The organism is Kribbella sp. C-35 (assembly GCF_046549195.1).
Lineage (GTDB): Bacteria > Actinomycetota > Actinomycetes > Propionibacteriales > Kribbellaceae > Kribbella.
In genome coordinates, this window is the sequence record NZ_JAJPWG010000007.1 from 379,128 (window position 1) to 398,819 (window position 19,692).

Genomic DNA, 19,692 nt, shown 5'->3' on the forward strand with positions numbered 1-19,692 from the left:
AGACGGTAGTTGCGAACGCCTGTGCGCAGTGATACGCAAGGACCGTTACTAATTACCCACCCCCAGGGGAACACATGTCGGAAGAGTTGGCCGGTCTGACCGTCGGTCTGATCGGCGCGGGCAACATCTCGCGCATCCACGCCGAGTCCTGGAAGGCCGTCGGCGCCCGGGTCCTGGTCTATTCACTCGAAGGCGCGGAGGAACTGGCACAGCAGTACGGGCTGGAGGTCGTGCCGTCGCTGGACGAGCTGCTGGCCGCGGTTGAGTTCGTGGACATCGTCACTCCGTCGGCGACCCACAAGGAGATCACGCTGGCCGCGATCGCGGCGGGCAAGAACGTGATCTGCGAGAAGCCGCTGACGCTCACGGCGGCCGACTCGCACGAGGTGATCGACGCGGCCGCGGCGGCCGGCGTCCGGTTGTACCCGGCGCATGTGGTGCGGTGGTTCCCGGCGTACAAGGCGGCGTACGACGCGATCCAGGCCGGGCGGATCGGTGAGGTCGCGGTGGCCCGGTTCTACCGCCAGGCGTCCTCGCCGGCCGGTGCGGGCTGGTACCGCGACGTGGCCCGGTCGGGTGGCGTGATCATGGACCTGATGGTGCACGACCTCGACCAGGCGCGCTGGCTGTGCGGCGAGGTCACCACGGTGTACGCCGTACAGAACCCGCCGACCGTGGACGGCGTCAGCCCTGTCAACGTGGCGGCGCACGTGACGCTGACGCACGAGTCCGGTGCGATCAGCCACTGCCGGGCGACCTGGGGAGCGACCGGTACGACGTTCCAGACCGGCTTCTCGGTCGCGGGCGCGACCGGCGTACTGAAGTTCAAGTCCGACGGCGACACGGGTTACAAGGAAGAGCTGCAGAACGGCGGTGCCGTCGGCGACCTGCTGATTCCCGAGTCGGCGCTGGGCGAGAGCCCGTACCTGACCCAGTTGCGTGAGTTCGCGATCGGCCTGCGCGGCGGACCGGAGCCGCGGGTTCTCGCGTCGGACGGTGCGACCGCGGTCTACCTGGCCGAGGCGGCGCGGGCGTCGATGGAGTCCGGTCAGCCGATCGACATGAAGACCTTCGTCTCGACGGGAGCAGTGGCATGAGCCTGAAGGTTGCGATCGCTTCGTTCGCACACGTCCACGCGGGTTCGTACGCGCACCTGCTCGCGTCGCTGCCCGACATCGACGTACTGTCCGCCGACCCCGATGGCGCCGGCGCTCCGGACCCCGGACCGCGCGGTGCCGAGTTCGCTGCGCAGTTCGGCATCCCGTACGTCGACTCGTACGACGAACTGTTCGCCTGGGGGCCCGACGCGGTCGTGGTGACGTCCGAGAACTCGGGCCACCGCGAACTGGTCGAGCGCGCCGCCGCCGTCGGTGCGCATGTCCTGTGCGAGAAGCCGCTGGCGACCGAGGTCGCAGACGGTGAGGCCATGCTCGCGGCGTGCGAGGCGGCCGGGACGATCCTGATGATCGCGTACCCGGTCCGGTTCGCGCCGTCGTACGCGCAACTGCGGGCGAACGTCGAGGCAGGCCGGCTCGGTGACGTGTTTGCGATCCTCGGCACCAACAACGGGAAGATCCCGTACGCCGCCCGCCAGTGGTTCACCGACGCGAAGCTGGCCGGCGGGGGTGCGCTGGTCGACCACACCGTGCACTGCGCGGACCTGATCGACGGTCTGACCGGTGGTGCGTCCGCCACCCGCGTGTACGCCGCTGCGAACCGGATCCTGCACCAGGACAAGGGTGTGGAGGTGGAGACGGGCGGTCTGGTGACGATCAACTACGACAACGGGCTGCTGGCAACCATCGACTGCTCGTGGAGCGTTCCGGACAACGGTGCGACCTGGGGCGGGGTTTCGCTGCAGGTGACCGGCACCAACGGGTCCGTGGAGATCGAGCCGTTCGTCGCGCACGTCGGCGGCACGGACGCCGCGGGCGAGGTCTTCCTCCCGATCGGCGGCAACCTGGACGCGTCGCTCCTCGACACATTCCTGGACGCCGTCCGCACCACCGGCCCGGCACAGCCCGGCCAGTCGCCGGCCGTCGTACCGCAGCCGGACGGCGCCGTCGGCCTCCGCACCCTGAAGATCGTCGACGCCGCCCGCCGCTCGGCGGCCTCCGGCCAGGCGGTGGATGTTTAAGGTCCCGCTCCTGTCAGGTACGGTTCCCGGGGATGTGACCGACCGGTAGTCCCCGGGAACCGTAAGGAGTGGACGCCATGGGCGAGTTCGTCAACCTCACCGTGAGTGATGGTGTTGGCACGATCCGGCTGGATCGGCCGAAGATGAACGCGCTGAACGTCCAGGTCCAGGAGGAGATCCGGGCCGCCGCGCTCGAGGCCACGGCCGACGACGACGTACGCGCCGTGGTCATCTACGGCGGCGAGCGGGTGTTCGCGGCGGGCGCGGACATCAAGGAGATGGCAGACATGTCGTACGCCGACATGGCCAAGCGCTCCGGTCCGCTGCAGTCCTCGCTCACCGCGGTCGCTGCGATCCCGAAGCCGACCGTTGCCGCGATCACCGGCTACGCGCTCGGCGGCGGCTGCGAACTCGCGCTCTGCGCCGACTACCGGATCGCCGCCGATGACGCCAAGCTCGGCCAGCCGGAGATCCTGCTCGGCATCATCCCCGGCGCCGGCGGCACCCAGCGCCTGTCGCGCCTGGTCGGCCCGTCGAAGGCCAAGGACCTGATCTACACAGGCCGGTTCGTGGACGCCGCCGAGTCGCTGCAGATCGGCCTGGTCGACAAGGTGGTCCCGGCCGCTGAGGTGTACGACGCGGCCGTTGCCTGGGCATCCCAGTTCTCCCGCGGCGCGGCGATGGCGCTGCGCGCGGCCAAGGAGTCGATCGACTCCGGGCTGGGCGTCGACCTGACCACCGGACTGGAGATCGAGCGGCAGCAGTTCGCCGCGCTGTTCGCCACCGAGGACCGCACGATCGGCATGAAGTCCTTCGTCGAGAACGGCCCCGGTAAAGCTGAGTTCAAGGGAATCTGATGTCTGCTACTTCTAAGCCCGCCGCTTCTGCTGAAGAAGTCGAGGCCGCCTGGAACGACAACAAGCTCGCCCAGGTGCTGTACCACGACTGGGAAGCGTCGACGTACGACGAGAAGTGGTCGATCTCGTACGACGAACGCTGCGTCGACTACGCCCGGGACCGCTTCACCGCGGTCGCCGGCACCCGCGGCTGGCCGTACGGCAAGACGCTCGAGATCGGCGCCGGCACCGGCTTCTTCACGCTGAACCTCAAGCTGGCCGGCGTCCTCGACGAGGCGCATGTCACCGATCTCTCGCCGGGCATGGTCGAGGCCGCGAAGAAGAACGCGAAGACCCTCGGGTTCGCGATCGAGGGCAAGGTCGCGGACGCCGAGAAGCTGCCGTACGACGACGACACGTTCGACCTCGTCATCGGGCACGCGGTCATCCACCACATCCCGGACGTCGAACTGGCGTTCCGCGAGATGCTCCGGGTGTTGAAGCCGGGCGGGCGCTTCGTGATCTGCGGCGAGCCCACCCGGTACGGCGACTTCGTGGCCCGGCGACTGTCCCGCTTCACCTGGTGGGCGACCACCAACGTGACCAAGCTGCCCGCGCTCGCGCACTGGCGGCGGCCGCAGTCCGAGCTGGACGAGTCCTCGCGGGCCGCCGCGCTGGAAGCGGTCGTGGACCTGCATACCTTCGATCCGGACACATTGGCGCGGATGGCGTCGCGGGCCGGTGCCGTTCAGGTCAAGACCGTCACGGAGGAGTTGCTGGCGGCATGGGTCGGGTGGCCGATCCGCACGTTCGAGGCCGCCGTACCGGAGCAGAAGCTCGGGTTCGGGTGGCGGATGTTCGCGTACAAGTCGTGGCTGCAGCTGTCCAAGGTGGACAAGGCGCTGTCGGCCGTCGTACCGGACGAGCTGTACTACAACGTCTCGATCACGGGTATCGCAGACAAGCAGTAGGGTGTGTTGATGCGGTTACTCACCGCGGCGAATCTGGGCTGGGTGGTGCGCCATCGGGCGTGGACGCCGTACTACCTGAAGCGCTACTGGCGGTTCGCCTGGTTCAAGCTGCGCCACCCGCACGTGATCACCGAGGGTTTCGTGTTCCTCGGCAAGCACCTGGAGATCGTGGCGCGGCCCGGTCACGGGCGGATCGTGCTCGGCAAATGGGTGCACCTCGGCGACGAGACCCGGCTGCGCGCGCACGAGGGCACGCTGCGGATCGGCGACAAGGTCGTGTTCGCCCGCGACGTCACGGTGAACTGCTACCTGGACGTGGAGATCGGTGCGTCGACGCTGATCGCGGACTGGACCTACATCTGCGACTTCGACCACAAGACCGACGATCTGGACCTGCCGATCAAGGACCAGGGCCTGGTGAAGTCGCCGGTCCGGATCGGCCCGGACTGCTGGCTGGCCACGAAGGTCACGGTCACCCGGGGCGCCGACATCGGCCGCGGCGCGGTGATCGGCGCCAACAGCGTTGCCCGCGGCAACATCCCGGCGTACGCGATCGCCGGCGGCGTACCAGCCAAGATCCTCGGCGACCGCGCGACCCGGTACGCAGCGAACGCCGAGCGCCGTAAGTACCTGGCCGGACTGGCCGCGGCGAACACCCGGACCGCCGGCTTGCTCAAGTCCGGTGAGACCCCCGTTGCGCCTTCCCAGAGCGTGGCGTCGGGGGATGCGGGCGGTGATGAGGTAGAAGCAGATGGTGAAAAAGAGAGCCTGAGGGGTTCTCAAGTTACTCACCAGTCGGGCACTATGGCCCCCACATCCGGTCGGACGCCCACGGCCGGATGAGCATCGGAGAGGAGAAGTAGCGTGGCTGACCAGGCTGCGATCGGTCCGGCCGATCAGGCTGCCCGGTCGATGCTCGACCAGGCCGCGGCCGACACTTCGATCACGCAGGCGAGGACCCGCGCGGTCGACCCGGTGCCGATCGTCGCCGAGCCAGTGGTCGCCGGCAGCGCTACGTTGGAACCAGTGCTTGAAACGAACGAGTCAGACATGGGCGTGAACAGCAGCGTGAACCCGGAAGCACAGGCAGTGGAAGGCAGTACGGCAGCGGCGCCGGTGGCGGGCGCGCGCCGCCGGTTGTCGCCACGCCCGGTCCCGGTCAGTCGGCGTAGGAGACCGCCGGCCCCGGTGGCCGAAGCGACCGCAGTGGCCACGGACGAGGAACGGACCCCGGCTGAGGAGATGGACGACGTGGGTACGCAGGACGAGAAGGCTGAATCGAACGTGGCCGCCGACAAGGCGGAGACCACGAGTTCCGGTACGGACCCCGGCGCGAGCGGTTCGGGTACGGCGACCGCGACGAAGACTGCCCGGCCGAAGACGGCGGCGGAGATCGTGGCGGAGCAGCGGGCCCGGGAGAAGGCGGCGGCCGAGGCCCCGGCAAAGGACGCGGCCGGCTCGGAGGACGCCGCGCCCGGTCGACCGGACAGTACGGCGAACGATGCCTCGAAGGATGCCGGGACGGGTGCGGCTGACAAGTTGCCGGCTGCGGCGGCGACTGGTGCGGGTGCCGCGGCGGGCAAGCCGGCCGCCAAGCCGACCGGTGCGTCGGGCAACAAACCAGCCGCGAAGAGCGGCTCGTCGGCATCCGCCGTGGGCAAGCAGGCGCTGACCTCGGTCGGCTCCGGCGTCCGGAAGCTGCGCAACCTGATCGCGTCGCTGGTCTGGCTGGTCGCGGTGCTCGCGGCCGCGGTCCTGGCGCTCGGTGCGCTGTTCACCGCGCTCGACCAGACCAACCAGAGCAACGAGATCGTGCGCTGGATCCTGGAACGCGGTCACGACCTGGTCGGCCCGTTCAAGGACCTGTTCCGGCTCGAGACCGCGAAGAACACCCTGCTGGTGAACTGGGGGATCGCGGCGCTGGTCTACCTGATCGCCGGCAAGATCGTCGAGCGGATCATCCGCCCGTAGGCGTTGCAACGAGCAGGAGATCGAGAGATTCGTCCAGGTTTCCCGGGCGGATCTCGAAGTCGGCGTACGTCGTACTGCGCACGAGCGCGGCCAGGTTGTCGTCCCACTGGTCGTGCTCGGCGGCGAGCTGCGCGTCGACACAGGATCCGTACTGCGTCTCCCAGGACGTCAGCCGTACGCCGTGGTGGAGTCCGAGCGCCTGCGTGATCTCGAAGCGTGGCTCGAGGAGTTCGGCGAACTCGGCGGCGGTGAGTTCGCGCGTGTGGTACCAGTTCCCGCTCGGGAAGGTCAGGCGGTTCGGCGTACTCAGGACCAAGGTCCCGCCGGGCGCGAGAATGCGCGCGCACTCGGCGACGAACCGCGGCTGCTCCCAGAGGTGCTCGATCGTCTGCAGTGAGGTCACGGTCTCGAAAGCGTTGTCCGCAAAGGGCGTCTGCACGAGATTGCCGCGCGCGACCTTGACCTGTGGATAAACGCGGCGGACGTGCTGCAACGTCGTATGTTCATAGTCAAGACCGGTCACCGGGCTCGCTCCGGCGAGCCGGAGCAGTTCCGCGCCGTAGCCCTCGCCGCAGCCGGCGTCGAGGATCCGGCCGGTCCCGATCGGCAGTTCGGCCGTGATCCAGCGATAGGCGGCGTCGTGGCGCGCGAACCAGTAGTTCTCGTGCCAGATCCCGGGCGCAGTCCTCTCACCGGTCAGCGGTAACGTCTCGGTCACCTGAGTCACACTAAGGTGTATCGCCCGATCCCGCGCCTACTGCGCGGCACTCGGCGGGCACCTCGCCGAACGGGAGCGAAGGGAACGATGAAACCACATCGACCCCTCCGCTCCCGCTCGCCGAGGCACTCCGCCGAGCACCTGCTCGCTACGGCGCGGGATCGGGCGATACACCTATCGTCTCCGAGACTGTGATGGGACTCGCACCGTGGTTATGTTTCTCGCGAGTAACATCCGTGGCAGGCTTGGCAGAGACCGTTAACCAGAAGGGGTCCCACACGCTATGAAGATCGTCGTCTGCGCGAAGTTCGTGCCGGATGCCACCGCGGACCGCCGCTTCCGCTCGGAGGACAACACGGTGGACCGTGCGGGTGTCGACGGGCTGCTGTCCGAGTTGGACGAGTATGCCGTCGAGACCGCGCTCACCGTGAAAGAGGCCGGGGACGCCGAGGTGACCGTTCTCACGGTCGGCCCGGAGCAGGCCGCGGATGCGGTGAAGAAGGGTTTGCAGATGGGCGCCGACGCCGGTGTCCATGTTCTGGATGACGCGATCCATGGTTCGGACGCGGTTGCCACTTCGCTGATCCTGTCCAAGGCGCTGGGCAAGCTGGAGGCGGACCTGGTCGTGTTCGGCATGGGTTCGACCGACGGCGGGATGGGTGTGGTGCCGGCGATGGTGTCGGAGCGGCTCGGTCTTCCGGCCGTGACGCTGGGTTCGGAGGTGACGGTCGACGGGCGGACCGTGCGGATCCGCCGTGACGGCGACACCGCGAGCGAGACCATCGAGGGCACGCTGCCGTTGGTGCTGTCGGTGTCGGACCAGGCGAACGAGCCGCGGTACCCGTCGTTCAAGGGGATCATGGCGGCGAAGAAGAAGCCGGTCGAGACCTGGTCGCTGGCCGATCTGGAGCTGACGCCGGAGCAGGTGGGTGGTTCGTCGGCGTGGACCGAGGTGGTCGAGGTGGCCGCCCGTCCGCCGCGCAGCGCCGGCACGATCGTCACCGACGAGGACGGTAGCGGCGCTGCCGGCCTGGTCGAGTTCCTGTCCACGAACAAGTTCCTCTGAGGGGTGCGGGTCTAGTTATGTCGAACGTTCTGGTTCTCGTTGACCACACCGCGGGCGTGGTCCGCAAGACGACCGCCGAGCTCCTCACGATCGCCCGCCGTCTCGGCGAGCCGGTCGCCGTCTTCATCGGCGAGGGTGTTTCTGATGCTTTGCCGGCGCTGGGGCAGTACGGCGCGACGAAGGTGATCGCGCTGGTGGAGCCGGAGTTGTCGCGATACCTGGTGGCGCCGAAGGCCGAGGCGTTGGCGCAGGTGGCGGCGAAGGTCGAGCCGTCGGCGATCCTGATCTCGTCGAACGCCGAGGGCAAGGAGATCGCCGCGCGGCTCGCGGTCAAGCTGGAGTCGGGTCTCATCACCGACGCTGTCGACGTGGTCGCTGGTGACGGCGGCCCTGTCACCACGCAGTCGGTGTTCGCCGGCAACTTCACCGTGCAGGCGAAGATCACCCACGGCACCCCGATCATCACCGTCAAGCCGAACGCCGCCACCCCGGAGTCCGCTGAGGCCTCTCCGGAGGTGGAGGAGTTCGACGTCACGATCTCCGACGTCGCCAAGACCGCGCGGATCACCGACAGCAAGCCGCGGGAGGCGACCGGTCGTCCGGAGCTGACCGAGGCCGCGATCATCGTGTCCGGTGGCCGCGGTACGGGTGGTGACTTCGGCCCGATCGAGGCGTTCGCCGACTCGCTCGGTGCCGCCGTCGGGGCATCCCGCGCCGCGGTCGACTCGGGCTGGTACCCGCACGCCTACCAGGTCGGCCAGACCGGCAAGACCGTCAGCCCGCAGCTGTACGTCGCGGCCGGTATTTCCGGTGCGATCCAGCACCGGGCCGGGATGCAGACCTCGAAGACGATCGTCGCGGTCAACAAGGATCCCGAGGCCCCGATCTTCGAACTGGTCGACTTCGGCGTGGTCGGCGACCTCCACAAGGTCCTCCCCACCGCCACCGAAGAGGTCACCAAGCGCAAGTCCTAACCCGACACCACCAACAGCCCGGCCCGGCACCCGCCCGAGCCGGGCTGTTGCATTCCCGGAGGGATATCCCCGTGGGTTGGGGGTTCTCCGTTGGTATGCGAGGGGAGAACCCACAACACCAGGGGATATCCGGCCTCCTGCCGGACGTCTGGGTGGTGTGTTGCCGGCTGGATGGATCGGGTTGGTGGTGGCTCGGCTGCTCGCGGCGGTGTGATGTGCACGCTCGACAGGTAGTGCACCGGTGAGACGCTGTACGCGCGGACGCGTTCGCGCTCAGGTGCACTACCCATCCGCCCGACACCTCCTGTCCGGCTGCCGATCCCACCAAGCCCGGCACCGCCTTGGAAGCCGCACGGCTGCCCCAGCAGGCGGGCTCGCCCTCGCGAGACGCAGCGTCACGCCGAGTCGTGGCGTTTGGTTGCCCCTCGAAACCGCGAGTCGTGGATCGAGGCTGCATTCGACCGACAAAACCCACGACTCGACGGACACCGGTACATGCGAGAGCCGGATATCCCCTCGGGTGAACGATGAGCCGAGGCGGGTGGAGGGCTGCGCGAAGGTACTAGCATTCGGCGGATGTGGGGTGTGGAGGGGTATCCGGAGGGGCTGGACGCGGCGGAGCTTGGTTTTCAGCGGTTGTACGGGCCTTGGAAGGTTTCTACGCCGGGGGATGCGCGGCGGGTGCTTGAGGGGTACGACGGGGCGTGGTGGATCGCGGGTGGGTGGGCGATCGAGGCGTTCACCGGCGTACGGCGGGAGCACGAGGACGTTGATGTTTCGCTGTGGCGGCGGGATGTCGAGAAGCTGCGCCTGCATCTGAAAGGGTCGTACGACCTGTGGGCGAATGCGGGCGGGCGGATCCAGCCGCTCACCGATGAGCGTCCCGAGCAGCCTGAGGACGCCGACCAGATCTGGTTGCGGCAGCATGCTCTGTCGGCGTGGGAGTTCGATGTCGTCGTGAACCCGGATCGCGACGGGCGCTGGGTGTTCCGGCGCGATCCGAGCCTGGACTTCGCGCTCGACGAGATCACCTGGGTGGCGGCTGACGGTATTCGGTATCTCAACCCCGAGGTTGCCCTTGCCTACAAGGCGAAGCTGGCCCGCCCGAAGGACGAGGCGGACCTCGCGTCAGCCCTCCCAGCCCTCACCGACGACCAGCGCCACTGGCTCGCCGACATGATCGACCACCTACACCCCGGCCACCCGTGGTGCACCCACCTCCGCTGACTCAGGTGGTCAGTTGTTGGCGGATGGTGGTGAGGTCGTCAGTGATGGCGGCTTTTCGGGTGTCGGTGTTTTTGAGGTAGTCCGCGAGTGTGGTTGCGGCCGTCGTGCAGCGTTCGTTGAGGCTGGTTACCTCTCCGGCGGCTCTGGTCTTGTCGTCGTTGATCGAGCGCCGCAGCTTCATGTAGCTGTTGAGACCGAAGGCGATGACGACCAGACCGACCACGATCCAGAACCAGTGCAGGAGCAACCCGAGCCCGACCGCCACCACCGCACCGCCGACCAGCAGCCCGATCGGAGTGGCGCGCTGTCCGGCGCTGACGACGCCGGCGGATGACGTGAGCGACGACGTCGCCTTGCCGAGTTCGAGCTGGTCGGGTCCGTCGGTGCGAATGGTGATCGTGTGTACGCCGCTCTCGACGGAGACCTCCGACGGACCCGGGAGCCCGGCGGTCTGCGCGACGGTCTCGACTCCGGGCAGCACCAGCGGGCCGACGACGCGCAGGGCGGCGGTCGACAGGTGCGGGTCGGCGGACAGGCTGAGGTCCTCGGTGAGCAGTGCGTCGACCGTGCCGGCAGAGTCGTCGAGCGTCTGGGCGGCCGACTCGGCAGCCCCGGTCACTCGAGCACGCAGTACGGCGATCCGGGTCAGGGTCTCGCGCTCCGGCTCGCTGCCTTCGGAGATCAACAGCCGCAGCATGGCCGCGGCGCTGTCCTCGGCCGGCTCGTTGTCGGCGGACGACTTGGCACCGCGACGGGACGACTTGGCGTCGTCCGGGGTGCTGTCGGTCTTGCGGGTCTCCGGGTAGTTGAGGTCGGGGTCGGGTTCGCGGGCCTCGGTGTTGCCGAGGATCGTCTCGACGGCGTTGCGGATCCGGCTCAACCGGTCCGCGGCCTCGTCCTGCTGCTCGGTCGCCTTGAGACGCGCGCCGTTCGACCGGCTCGAGCTGCCGCGATTCTCGAGCCGCGACAGCCACCCGCCGTCGGGGGACGCGGCCGACTGCAGGCGCTTCACCACCAGCTCCAGACCGTCCGCCCCGAAGCCACCACGTGCAGCTGTCGTCCACAGCACCCGCTGTACCCGGGTCAGCGTTCCGTCCGCGGCCGGTACGCCGAACGCGACGTCCAGCCACTCGTTCTGCACCTGGTGCCGCTGCCCGAGCACCGCCAACGCGAGCGACAGGTAGATCGACGTACGGCGCTGGTCGAGTTCCATCGCCGTACTGATCGCCTGCTCGTCCGGTGTGGAGGCGTGCAGGGAGATCAGTGCCTGGGTGGCGGGGCTCAGCCAGTACCGGGCGACCGGCGCCCCGGGCTCCGGTAGCTCGGTGCTGGACGCCATCGCGGAGAGGACCCGGGTGGCGTAGCGGCGGAGTTCGGCGGCGTCGACGAAACCGGCCGTCTCATGGCGGAGGTCGGACAGCTCGACGAAAGCGTCGAACGCACGAGACATGCTGTCCACGCGGCTCTGCAGGCTGCCCTGGATCCGGGACAACTGGGACCGGAGGCTGGAGGCCTCCTGGCGCGCGTACGACATCTCGCTCTCCAGGTTGGAGAGCTGCTGGTTCTGCTTGCGATCGGTCCACCAGTCGTTCATGCCAAGCCTTCCGTTCAACCAGACGTTGCTCTCCGGAAGGATGGCGTGTCAGCGGGTCATCAGGCCCACACGGGCCGCCGCGAGTCGAGCCCGGTGCCGTACTCCGGGTCGCGGCCCGTGACCAGTACCCAGTGCTCGGTGGCGCGGGCGCGGTAAAGGCGGAGGTCGCCGCGCAGTTCGTCGGCGGTGTACGCGCGCAGCTCCGCGTACCGTGACGAGTAGAGCGTCGCGCACGCTTCCAGTTCGTCATCCGGGACGAGAGCGGCCTGCGCGCGGAAGTACACCGCCGAGGCGCCACCGATCGGCACGGTCGAGTCGAAGATCGCGATGCTCACGTCCGGCCGCTCGGCCAGGTTGCGCGAGTGCAACGAGTTCGGTGACGACGCCCAGTAGAACGTGTCGTGCCCGTCCGGCGTGAAGTAGACCGGCGTCACCCAGGGCAGCCCGTCAGCTCCGACCGTCCCGAGTGCCATGTACTTGTTGGCTTCGATGACCGCCGCCGCACGCCGGTCGAGGATCTCTTGTGTCATCACTGCTCCCGATGAGGTACGTCGTACGTCAGGTGGGTCGCGTTCGGTGTGCTCGTAGTGTCTCGTGGCACGAGCCGGATCGGTGTCAGCGTGGTCCGCTCGAACAGCGGGGTGCCGTCGCCGAGCACGATCGGCGCGACATGGACCCGCAGTCCGTCCACCAGCCCGCCGTACAGGTACTGCCGGCACAGCTGCCCGCCCCCCATGATCATCACGTCCCGCGGGGCGGTGCTGCGCGGGGCCTACGGCCGCCTGACGGGGGACCGTGACGTGCTGCTGGAGGCGGCCGGGAAGTTCCGCGAGATCGGGGCTCGGTTCGAGGAGCAGTGCACGCTCAGTCTCGCGCGCTGACTCCCGACGAGCGGGAACATCCGGGTCGGACATACCCTTGAAACCGATATGACTGCTTCCGACCGTCGCACGGTGTACCTGGACCACGCGGCGACGACCCCGATGCTCCCGGCCGCGATCGAGGCGATGACCTATCACCTCTCCCGGACCGGTAACGCATCGTCACTGCACGGCTCCGGCCGGTGCGCGCGGCGGACGGTCGAGGAAGCCCGCGAGTCGATTGCCGCGGCGCTCGGGGCGCAGCCGAGCGAGATCGTGTTCACGTCCGGCGGCACCGAGGCTGACAACCTCGCGCTGAAGGGCCTGTGGTGGTCCCGCCTGGCGGCCGATCCGCGCCGGCGCCGGATCCTGCTGAGCGGCATCGAGCACCACGCGGTGCTCGACCCGGCGGTCTGGCTCGGTCAGCACGAGCACGCCGAGATCGAGTGGCTCCCGGTCGACGAACTCGGCCGCGTGCGTCCGGACGACGTACGGCGGGCCGTCGAGCGCGACCCTGAGTCCGTGTCGTTCATCACGCTGATGATGGCGAACAACGAGGTCGGCACGCTGCAGCCGGTCGCCGATGTTGCGGCGATCGCCCAGGAGTACGGCGTACCCGTGCACACCGATGCCGTGCAGGCGATCGGGCAGGTGCCGGTGGACTTCAGCGAGCTGGGCGTCGACGCGATGACGGTGTCCGCGCACAAGCTCGGCGGTCCGTACGGGATCGGGGCGCTCGTCGTCCACAAGGAGACGCAGCTGACGCCGATCCTGCACGGCGGGGGACAGGAGCGCGACGTACGGTCCGGCACCCTCGACGCGCCCGCGACCGCCGGGTTCGCCGTGGCGGCCGAACACGCGGTGAAGCATCAGGCCGACGAGGCCAGCCGGCTGACCGAGCTGCGGGACACCTTGATCAAGGGCATCACCGGCACCGTCGAGGGCGCTCTGCTGTCGGGGGACCCGACGGACCGCTTGCCCGGTAACGCACACTTGTCCTTCAGCGACTGCGAGGGCGACTCGCTGTTGCTGCTGCTCGACGCCCGCGGGATCGAGGTCTCGACCGGGTCCGCGTGCAACGCCGGGGTCGCCGAGCCGAGTCACGTGCTGCTGGCGATGGGGTACGACGACCAGCGGGCCCGCGGCTCGCTCCGGTTCACCCTCGGGCACACGACTACGCGCGCCGACATCGACGCCGTACTGGAGAACATCGGGCCGGTCGTGGAGCGGGCGAAGTCCGCCGGCCTGCAGAACGTGGGAAGGAACACCTGATGCGGGTACTCGCAGCCATGTCCGGCGGAGTGGACTCCGCCGTCGCGGCCGCGCGGATGGCCGAGGCCGGGCACGACGTGACCGGCGTGCACCTGGCGCTCAGCCGCAACCCGCAGTCGTACCGCAGCGGCGCGCGCGGCTGCTGCACGATCGAGGACTCCCGCGACGCGCGCCGGGCCGCGGACGTGATCGGCATCCCGTTCTACGTCTGGGACCTGGCCGAGCGGTTCCACGCCGACGTGGTCGAGGACTTCGTCAGCGAGTACGCCGCCGGCCGGACGCCGAACCCGTGCCTGCGCTGCAACGAGAAGGTCAAGTTCAGCGCCGTACTGGAGCGGGCCCTCGCGCTCGGCTTCGACGCGGTCGCGACCGGGCACTACGCGCGGATCGTGGACACTCAGGATGGCGCTCGTGAGCTGCACCGCGCGGTCGACCCGGCCAAGGACCAGTCGTACGTGCTCGGCGTGCTGACGCAGCAGCAGCTCGCGCATGCGTTCTTCCCGCTCGGCGACACGGTCAAGACCGAGGTGCGTGAGGAGGCCGAGCGGCGGGGCCTGTCCGTCGCGGCCAAGCCGGACAGCCACGACATCTGCTTCATCGCCGACGGCAACACCGCCGGCTTCCTCGGTGCTCAGCTGGGCGAGGCGCCGGGCGACATCATCGATGCACAGGGCAACAAGCTCGGCGAGCACCAGGGCACGCACGGCTTCACCATCGGCCAGCGCAAGGGCCTGCGGATCGGTACGCCGGCCGCGGACGGCAAGCCGCGCTTCGTCCTCGACATCAGCCCGGTCGACCGCACCGTGACCGTCGGATCCCGCGCGGAGCTGGCCGTCTCGCAGCTGACCGCGTCGAAGCCGCGCTGGTGCGGCCCGGCTCCCACTGATCGAATGGCGGTGAAGGCCCAGCTTCGAGCCCACGGCGACGAAGTGGCTGTCTCCGCTTGGCTGGACGGTGATCAGGTCCAGGTCACCTTCGACCAGCCGACCTCGGCAGTAGCACCCGGACAGGCAGTGGTCCTGTACGACGGCACGCGCGTGATCGGCTCCGCGACCATCGACACGGTCGAGCGCGTCACTGCTGCGGTATGACAACCACCGGCCTGGGCTCGCTCCCTGGCGATGACATCCGCGAGTGGATGCGCGCCGTACTCGAGCTGGTCGACACACCGTTCCTACCTGAGCTCCCGGCGCGTCCGTACGGCGACATGATCAGCCGGACCGTCGCCGTACTCACGGAGCTCGCTGCGGATCTGCAACCGGTCGGCTGGCGGCTGACCGGTGGTGGGGACGCGCGGGCGAGTCTGGACCAGCGGCGGGCGCGGGCGTTGCTGCATGAAGACCTGGACGTGCTGGAGGAGTACGCGGACGGGTACCAGGGGCTGCTGAAGGTACAGGTCACTGGACCGTGGACGCTGGCTGCTTCAGTGGAGCGGCCGCGTGGGGACAAGATGCTGGCGGATCACGGTGCACGGCGGGACCTGGCACAGGCTCTGGCGGATGGTGTGCAGCAGCACGTGGCCGACGTACGGAAGCGGGTTCCGGGGGCTGAAGTCGTGCTGCAGGTGGATGAGCCCGGGCTGCCCGCCGTACTCGCGGGAGCTGTGCCAACCGCCTCTGGCTGGAGCAAACACCGGTCTGTCGACGGGCCTGGTGCTGTCGAGCTCCTCAGCCTGTTCACCACGGGCGCACCCACCGTCGTCCACTGCTGCGCCGCCCGCCCTCCGATCGAGGTCTTCACCAAGTCGGGAGCCACTGGGGTGGCCGTCGACGTCTCGCTGCTGAACACCGCCGGATGGGATCAGGTCGCAGCCGCCGCCGAAGCCGGCACCGCCCTGTACGCAGGACTGGTACCGACCACGGGCGCTGTGCCTGACCCGAGAAAGGCGGCCGGTCCGCTCGTCCGCCGCTGGCGGGAACTCGGCCTCGACCCGGCCGGCCTGAACCAGCTCGTGATCACGCCGGCCTGCGGGCTCGCCGCCGCGTCCTCACCAGCCGATGCCAGAGCGCGCCTGAAGCTCCTCCGCGACATCGTCGACGTGCTCGGCGAAGCAGCCGACGAGTAACCGAAGACTGTCCGTAGCCCCGTGTAAGTTCTGCTTATGAGCGAGAACGTTGGGGCTCCCGCCGAGATCCGGACGCGGCACGCGGAGCTGAGCCAGGAGATCGAGGACCACCGCGCGCGGTACTACCTGGCCAGCCCGATCATCTCGGACGCGGACTTCGACGCGCTGATGCACGAGCTGCAGGGCCTCGAGGAGCAGTACCCGGAGCTCCGGACGCCGGACTCGCCCACTCAGAAGGTCGGCGCGCCGATCTCGACGCTGTTCACGCCGGTCGACCACCCGATGCGGATGGAGAGCCTCGGCAACGCGTTCTCCGCCGAGCAGATGGAGGCCTGGGCGAAGCGGCTGGAGCGCGAGGTCACCGTCCAGCAGATCCACGACAGCGGCTTCCTCTGCGAGCTCAAGGTGGACGGCCTCGCCCTCGACCTGGTGTACGAGAACGGCAAGCTGGTCACCGGCGCGACCCGCGGCGACGGCCGCACCGGTGAGGACGTCACGCCGAACGTCCGGACGATCAAGAGCATCCCGGAGCAGCTGCGCGGTGACGACTTCCCGACCTTCCTGGAGGTCCGCGGCGAGGTCTACTTCCGGGTCGAGGACTTCGAGGAGCTCAACGCGCAGCTCGTCGAGGCCGGTAAGGACGTGTTCTCCAACCCGCGGAACAGCGCTGCCGGATCGCTGCGCCAGAAGGACCCGCGGGTCTCGGCCGGCCGCCCGCTGCGGTTCGTCGTGCACGGCCTCGGCAAGGTCGAGGGCTACCACGTCGGGCGGCTCTCGGAGGCCTACGACCAGCTGAAGGCCTGGGGCCTGCCGGTCAGCGACCGCGCCCGCCGGGTCGGCACGCTCGACGAGGTCAACGAGTTCATCGCGTACTACGGCGAGAACCGGCACTCGGTGGACCACGAGATCGACGGCGTCGTGGTGAAGGTCGACGAGGTCGATCTGCAGCGCGCGCTCGGGTCGACGTCGAGTGCTCCGCGCTGGGCGATCGCGTACAAGTACCCGCCGGAAGAGGTCAACACCAAGCTGATCGAGATCGAGGTGAACGTCGGCCGCACCGGCCGGGTCACCCCGTTCGCGCACATGGAGCCGGTCCGCGTGGCCGGTTCAACGGTCGAGTACGCGACTCTCCACAACGCCAAGGAGGTCGCTCGCAAGGACGTCCGCCCGGGCGACACCGTCGTACTGCGAAAGGCGGGCGACGTGATCCCCGAGGTCCTCGGGCCGGTGGTGGACCTGCGTCCGAAGGGCCTGCCGGCGTGGGAGATGCCGACCAGGTGCCCGTGGTGCGACACGGTGCTGGCGCCGGCCAAGGAGTCGGACGTCGACATCCGCTGCCCCAACTCGCAGTACTGCCAGGGCCAGCTGCGCGAGCGGCTGTTCTACCTGGCCGGGCGGTCCGCGTTCGACATCGAGGGGCTCGGGTTCAAGGCGGCCGACGCACTCATCCGTGGCGGGCTGATCGCCGACGAGGGCGACCTGTTCGCGCTCACCGAGGAGAAGCTGGCCGAGAGCGAGTTCTTCACCACGAAGGCCGGCGCGCTGTCGGCGAACGCTCGCAAGCTCCTGGCGAACCTCGAGGAGGCGAAGACCAAACCGCTGTCCCGGGTGCTGGTCGCGCTGTCGATCCGGCATGTCGGGCCGACCGCGGCGGTGGCGCTGACCGAGGTGTTCCGGAGCATCGAAGACGTTCGGGCGGCCAGTGAGGAGCAATTGGCCGAGACCGAGGGCGTCGGGCCGACCATCGCACAGGCGCTGATCGAGTGGTTCCAGGTGCCGTGGCACCAGGCGATCGTGGACAAGTGGCAGGCGTCCGGCGTGGTCATGCGCGAGGAGCGCAGCGGCCCGACGCTGCCGCAGACGCTGACCGGGCTGTCGGTCGTGGTGACCGGGACCGTCGAGGGGTTCAGCCGGGACGAGGCGACCGAGGCGATCGTCGGGCGCGGCGGCAAGGTCGCGAGCTCGGTGTCGAAGAAGACGTCGTTCGTGGTCGTCGGCGATTCGCCGGGATCGAAGTACGACAAGGCCGTCCAGCTCGGCGTACGGATTCTGGACGCCGCCGGGTTCCAGGTGCTGCTCGACGAGGGCGCCGAGGCGGCTGCCGGAGTGGCGACCACGCCGACGGCCGACGAGTCGTAACGATTTCGGCAGTCCGCGAACCGGATGGATCCAGCGGGAGCGCTGAGCCGTCCGACTGTTAACTTTGCACGTCGACACCTGGGTCAGAAGGAGCACATATGACGACGCCGCCGCAGGGGCCATGGGGTCCTGGGCAGCCGGGGGGCCAGCCAGGCGGGCAGCACGGGGGACAAGGCGGTCAGCCGCCACAGCAGGGTGGCTGGGGCCAGCAGCCCCCGGGCCAAGGTGGTGGCTGGGGTCAGCCGCCGCAGCAGCCGCAGCAAGGCCAGCCTCCGCACGGTCAGCCGCCGCAGCAGGGCCAGCCCCCGCAGCAGGGCGGCTGGGGACAGCAGCCGGGTCAGCCGGGTCAGCCTGGGCAGCAGCAGGGACAGCCGCCTGCGGGTGGCTGGGGTCAGCCGCCGCAGCAGGGTGGCGCGTACCAGCAGCAGTCGTGGGGCCAGCGCCAGCAGCAGCAAGGCGGCTGGCACCAGCAGCAGGGCGGTCCGGGCCAGCAGTGGCAGCCGGGCGGTCCGGGTTCCAAGGGCCCGGGTGGCATCAGCAAGGAGAAGCTGCCGCTGGTGATCGGCGGCGGTGTGGTCGGTCTGATCGTGATCGGCCTGCTGGTGTTCCTCGGCATCCGCGCGTTCGGCGGTGACGACACGCCGACGTCCAACCCGACGACCACCGAGCAGCCGACCGGTGAGCCGACCGGCAGCCCGACGACCTCCACCTCCGGCGGTCCCGGCCAGAACGGCGAGCTCGGCAACGCGACCGGCCAGGCCAAGGCCGCGACCGAGAAGTTGCAGGGCCTCGGCTTCGGCTGCAGCGACCTGTTCAACACCGGTCAGGGCGCGCACCGCGGCTGCTTCAAGCAGGACGGCCGCAAGGGCGCCGAGGCGATCTTCCAGTTCGGGTCCGACGGCAACATCATCGCGGTGCGGCTGCAGGCCGAGGACGACGACAACTTCAACAACGCCCAGGTCGCCTTCGACCAGGTGCTGCAGGCGGTCGGCAACGACACCTTCGGCGCCGACCAGGTGAAGAAGGTCCAGGACGCGGTGAAGACCGGTCAGCGTTCCGACGAGGTCGGCACCACCTGGGGCGAGTTCCAGCTCAGCAACCAGGGCCAGAGCGTGCGGCTGTCCGGTCACAAGTCCGGCGAGGACTCGCTGGATCTGCCGGACCAGTCCTTCGACACCACTCAGGCGCAGCTGGTGACGTCGCTGAAGGGCAAGGGCTACGTCTGCACGACCTCCTGCAAGAAGGACGTCGGCAAGTACGGGTACCAGCGGGTCTTCTTCTTCGCCAGCAGCGGCAAGGGCATCAAGGACATCGAGATCAGCGCCTCCGGTGAGGCCGAGGACGCCAAGAAGGCGCTGCCCGCCGCACTCGGCGACGCGTTCGGCGCCCTCAAGGGCGGCAACGTCGCAGCCGTGAAGGCGTACGTCGACGCGCACAACGACGGGAAGTCGTACTCTGCTTATGTAGGCGGCTGGAAGGTCGAGATCAGCGGGAACAGCTCGGCGAGCTACACGTCCCAGCAGGTCTCGATCCAGTACGAGTCGTTCTACGCCTGAGCAGCAGTACTGAGCAGCACGGAGGACGGATTGAAGTTCCCCCGGGAGAAGCGGGAGTCTCGGACGGTGGCCCAGCCACCGCCCGAGGCGGTCCAGCGGGTCGACGGCGGCGGGGCCTGGGGTCCCACCCAGTTCGACCTCCCGGACCGGAACGGCAGCAACAGCCAGGCGATCCTGATCGTCAGCCTGATCGGCATCGTCGTCCTGCTGATCATCGCGGGCCTCTGGGCCCTCGCGTACTTCCAGTTCACCTGACACACAGCAAAATCCCCGCTCGCACACACTCTGCGAGCGGGGATTTTCGCG

20 protein-coding genes are annotated in these 19,692 nt (G+C 69.0%); 16 read left to right on the forward strand and 4 right to left on the reverse strand.

What is annotated here, in order from left to right; all coding sequences use genetic code 11:
* The first annotated feature begins 74 nt into the window (after window positions 1-74).
* The 6 genes from ACLJOO_RS39350 to ACLJOO_RS39375 all read left to right on the forward strand — a co-directional run bounded on the left by ACLJOO_RS39350 (window position 75) and on the right by ACLJOO_RS39375 (window position 5,915).
* Window positions 75-1,097, forward strand: coding sequence for a Gfo/Idh/MocA family protein (locus ACLJOO_RS39350; RefSeq protein WP_410793034.1), 1,023 nt, complete (start codon window positions 75-77; stop codon window positions 1,095-1,097).
* The gene (locus ACLJOO_RS39355) at window positions 1,094-2,137 is read left to right on the forward strand and encodes a Gfo/Idh/MocA family protein (protein WP_410793036.1); all 1,044 of its coding nucleotides are present in this window, start codon (window positions 1,094-1,096) and stop codon (window positions 2,135-2,137) included. The genes ACLJOO_RS39350 and ACLJOO_RS39355 overlap by 4 nt, the downstream gene beginning before the upstream one ends.
* Before the next feature lie 77 nt (window positions 2,138-2,214).
* A complete protein-coding gene (locus tag ACLJOO_RS39360) occupies window positions 2,215-2,994 on the forward strand; it encodes an enoyl-CoA hydratase/isomerase family protein (protein ID WP_410793037.1) in 780 nt (259 codons plus the stop codon).
* A complete protein-coding gene (locus ACLJOO_RS39365) occupies window positions 2,994-3,944 on the forward strand; it encodes a class I SAM-dependent methyltransferase (protein ID WP_410793039.1) in 951 nt (316 codons plus the stop codon). The genes ACLJOO_RS39360 and ACLJOO_RS39365 overlap by 1 nt, the downstream gene beginning before the upstream one ends.
* Window positions 3,945-3,953: 9 nt before the next feature.
* The gene (locus tag ACLJOO_RS39370; RefSeq protein ID WP_410793040.1) at window positions 3,954-4,787 is read left to right on the forward strand and encodes an acyltransferase; all 834 of its coding nucleotides are present in this window, start codon (window positions 3,954-3,956) and stop codon (window positions 4,785-4,787) included.
* A 21-nt stretch (window positions 4,788-4,808) separates the two neighbouring features.
* Entirely contained in the window at window positions 4,809-5,915 is a 1,107-nt protein-coding gene (locus tag ACLJOO_RS39375; protein ID WP_410793041.1) for a hypothetical protein, read from the forward strand.
* Here the strand turns inward: ACLJOO_RS39375 and ACLJOO_RS39380 are convergent.
* A complete protein-coding gene (locus ACLJOO_RS39380; protein WP_410793042.1) occupies window positions 5,902-6,633 on the reverse strand; it encodes a methyltransferase domain-containing protein in 732 nt (243 codons plus the stop codon). The genes ACLJOO_RS39375 and ACLJOO_RS39380 overlap by 14 nt on opposite strands.
* Window positions 6,634-6,916: 283 nt before the next feature.
* Here ACLJOO_RS39380 and ACLJOO_RS39385 point away from each other — a divergent pair, with 283 nt between their 5' ends.
* From ACLJOO_RS39385 to ACLJOO_RS39395, 3 genes are all read left to right on the forward strand, one after another.
* Window positions 6,917-7,699: an electron transfer flavoprotein subunit beta/FixA family protein gene (locus ACLJOO_RS39385; RefSeq protein ID WP_410793044.1), complete on the forward strand. Its 783-nt coding sequence runs from the start codon at window positions 6,917-6,919 to the stop codon at window positions 7,697-7,699.
* 17 nt (window positions 7,700-7,716) lie between these two features.
* Window positions 7,717-8,673, forward strand: a complete 957-nt coding sequence (locus ACLJOO_RS39390) for an electron transfer flavoprotein subunit alpha/FixB family protein (protein ID WP_410793045.1) — start codon at window positions 7,717-7,719, stop codon at window positions 8,671-8,673.
* 576 nt (window positions 8,674-9,249) lie between these two features.
* Window positions 9,250-9,900, forward strand: a complete 651-nt coding sequence (locus ACLJOO_RS39395) for a nucleotidyltransferase domain-containing protein (protein ID WP_410793047.1) — start codon at window positions 9,250-9,252, stop codon at window positions 9,898-9,900.
* 1 nt (window position 9,901) lies between these two features.
* On the opposite strand, the gene ACLJOO_RS39400 is transcribed toward ACLJOO_RS39395, so the two are convergent.
* The 3 genes from ACLJOO_RS39400 to ACLJOO_RS39410 are packed head-to-tail and all read right to left on the reverse strand — an operon-like array spanning window position 9,902 to window position 12,230.
* Window positions 9,902-11,494, reverse strand: a complete 1,593-nt coding sequence (locus tag ACLJOO_RS39400) for a hypothetical protein (protein ID WP_410793048.1) — start codon at window positions 11,492-11,494, stop codon at window positions 9,902-9,904.
* Between the two features lie 59 nt (window positions 11,495-11,553).
* A complete protein-coding gene (locus ACLJOO_RS39405; protein ID WP_410793050.1) occupies window positions 11,554-12,024 on the reverse strand; it encodes a pyridoxamine 5'-phosphate oxidase family protein in 471 nt (156 codons plus the stop codon).
* On the reverse strand, window positions 12,024-12,230 hold the full coding sequence (locus ACLJOO_RS39410) for a dihydrofolate reductase family protein (protein WP_410793052.1): 207 nt from the start codon (window positions 12,228-12,230) through the stop codon (window positions 12,024-12,026). The genes ACLJOO_RS39405 and ACLJOO_RS39410 overlap by 1 nt, the downstream gene beginning before the upstream one ends.
* Here ACLJOO_RS39410 and ACLJOO_RS39415 point away from each other — a divergent pair.
* The 7 genes from ACLJOO_RS39415 to ACLJOO_RS39445 all read left to right on the forward strand — a co-directional run bounded on the left by ACLJOO_RS39415 (window position 12,229) and on the right by ACLJOO_RS39445 (window position 19,641).
* The gene (locus tag ACLJOO_RS39415) at window positions 12,229-12,375 is read left to right on the forward strand and encodes a hypothetical protein (RefSeq protein ID WP_410793054.1); all 147 of its coding nucleotides are present in this window, start codon (window positions 12,229-12,231) and stop codon (window positions 12,373-12,375) included. The two genes, ACLJOO_RS39410 and ACLJOO_RS39415, sit on opposite strands and share 2 nt — an antisense overlap.
* Before the next feature lie 48 nt (window positions 12,376-12,423).
* On the forward strand, window positions 12,424-13,626 hold the full coding sequence (locus tag ACLJOO_RS39420) for a cysteine desulfurase family protein (RefSeq protein WP_410793056.1): 1,203 nt from the start codon (window positions 12,424-12,426) through the stop codon (window positions 13,624-13,626).
* Window positions 13,626-14,717 (forward strand): tRNA 2-thiouridine(34) synthase MnmA, encoded by a 1,092-nt coding sequence (mnmA, locus tag ACLJOO_RS39425; RefSeq protein ID WP_410793058.1) that lies wholly within the window; start codon window positions 13,626-13,628, stop codon window positions 14,715-14,717. The genes ACLJOO_RS39420 and mnmA overlap by 1 nt, the downstream gene beginning before the upstream one ends.
* Window positions 14,714-15,691: a methionine synthase vitamin-B12 independent gene (locus ACLJOO_RS39430; protein ID WP_410793060.1), complete on the forward strand. Its 978-nt coding sequence runs from the start codon at window positions 14,714-14,716 to the stop codon at window positions 15,689-15,691. The genes mnmA and ACLJOO_RS39430 overlap by 4 nt, the downstream gene beginning before the upstream one ends.
* A gap of 36 nt (window positions 15,692-15,727) precedes the next feature.
* Entirely contained in the window at window positions 15,728-17,830 is a 2,103-nt protein-coding gene (ligA, locus tag ACLJOO_RS39435; RefSeq protein ID WP_410793062.1) for an NAD-dependent DNA ligase LigA, read from the forward strand.
* A gap of 98 nt (window positions 17,831-17,928) precedes the next feature.
* On the forward strand, window positions 17,929-19,386 hold the full coding sequence (locus ACLJOO_RS39440; protein ID WP_410793064.1) for a PT domain-containing protein: 1,458 nt from the start codon (window positions 17,929-17,931) through the stop codon (window positions 19,384-19,386).
* 66 nt (window positions 19,387-19,452) lie between these two features.
* Window positions 19,453-19,641 carry a hypothetical protein gene (locus tag ACLJOO_RS39445; protein WP_410793066.1) on the forward strand — a complete coding sequence of 63 codons (189 nt, stop codon included), beginning with the start codon at window positions 19,453-19,455 and terminating at the stop codon, window positions 19,639-19,641.
* Window positions 19,642-19,692 lie beyond the last annotated feature (51 nt).

Coding starts and splice junctions, on each gene's coding strand:
- ACLJOO_RS39350 (WP_410793034.1), top strand. CDS start 75: ATGTCGGAAGAGTTGGCCGGTCTGACCGTCGGTCTGATCGGCGCGGGC.
- ACLJOO_RS39355 (WP_410793036.1), top strand. CDS start 1,094: ATGAGCCTGAAGGTTGCGATCGCTTCGTTCGCACACGTCCACGCGGGT.
- ACLJOO_RS39360 (WP_410793037.1), top strand. CDS start 2,215: ATGGGCGAGTTCGTCAACCTCACCGTGAGTGATGGTGTTGGCACGATC.
- ACLJOO_RS39365 (WP_410793039.1), top strand. CDS start 2,994: ATGTCTGCTACTTCTAAGCCCGCCGCTTCTGCTGAAGAAGTCGAGGCC.
- ACLJOO_RS39370 (WP_410793040.1), top strand. CDS start 3,954: ATGCGGTTACTCACCGCGGCGAATCTGGGCTGGGTGGTGCGCCATCGG.
- ACLJOO_RS39385 (WP_410793044.1), top strand. CDS start 6,917: ATGAAGATCGTCGTCTGCGCGAAGTTCGTGCCGGATGCCACCGCGGAC.
- ACLJOO_RS39390 (WP_410793045.1), top strand. CDS start 7,717: ATGTCGAACGTTCTGGTTCTCGTTGACCACACCGCGGGCGTGGTCCGC.
- ACLJOO_RS39395 (WP_410793047.1), top strand. CDS start 9,250: ATGTGGGGTGTGGAGGGGTATCCGGAGGGGCTGGACGCGGCGGAGCTT.
- ACLJOO_RS39400 (WP_410793048.1), bottom strand. CDS start 11,494: ATGAACGACTGGTGGACCGATCGCAAGCAGAACCAGCAGCTCTCCAAC.
- ACLJOO_RS39405 (WP_410793050.1), bottom strand. CDS start 12,024: ATGACACAAGAGATCCTCGACCGGCGTGCGGCGGCGGTCATCGAAGCC.
- ACLJOO_RS39415 (WP_410793054.1), top strand. CDS start 12,229: ATGATCATCACGTCCCGCGGGGCGGTGCTGCGCGGGGCCTACGGCCGC.
- ACLJOO_RS39410 (WP_410793052.1), bottom strand. CDS start 12,230: ATGGGGGGCGGGCAGCTGTGCCGGCAGTACCTGTACGGCGGGCTGGTG.
- ACLJOO_RS39420 (WP_410793056.1), top strand. CDS start 12,424: ATGACTGCTTCCGACCGTCGCACGGTGTACCTGGACCACGCGGCGACG.
- mnmA (WP_410793058.1), top strand. CDS start 13,626: ATGCGGGTACTCGCAGCCATGTCCGGCGGAGTGGACTCCGCCGTCGCG.
- ACLJOO_RS39430 (WP_410793060.1), top strand. CDS start 14,714: ATGACAACCACCGGCCTGGGCTCGCTCCCTGGCGATGACATCCGCGAG.
- ligA (WP_410793062.1), top strand. CDS start 15,728: ATGAGCGAGAACGTTGGGGCTCCCGCCGAGATCCGGACGCGGCACGCG.
- ACLJOO_RS39440 (WP_410793064.1), top strand. CDS start 17,929: ATGACGACGCCGCCGCAGGGGCCATGGGGTCCTGGGCAGCCGGGGGGC.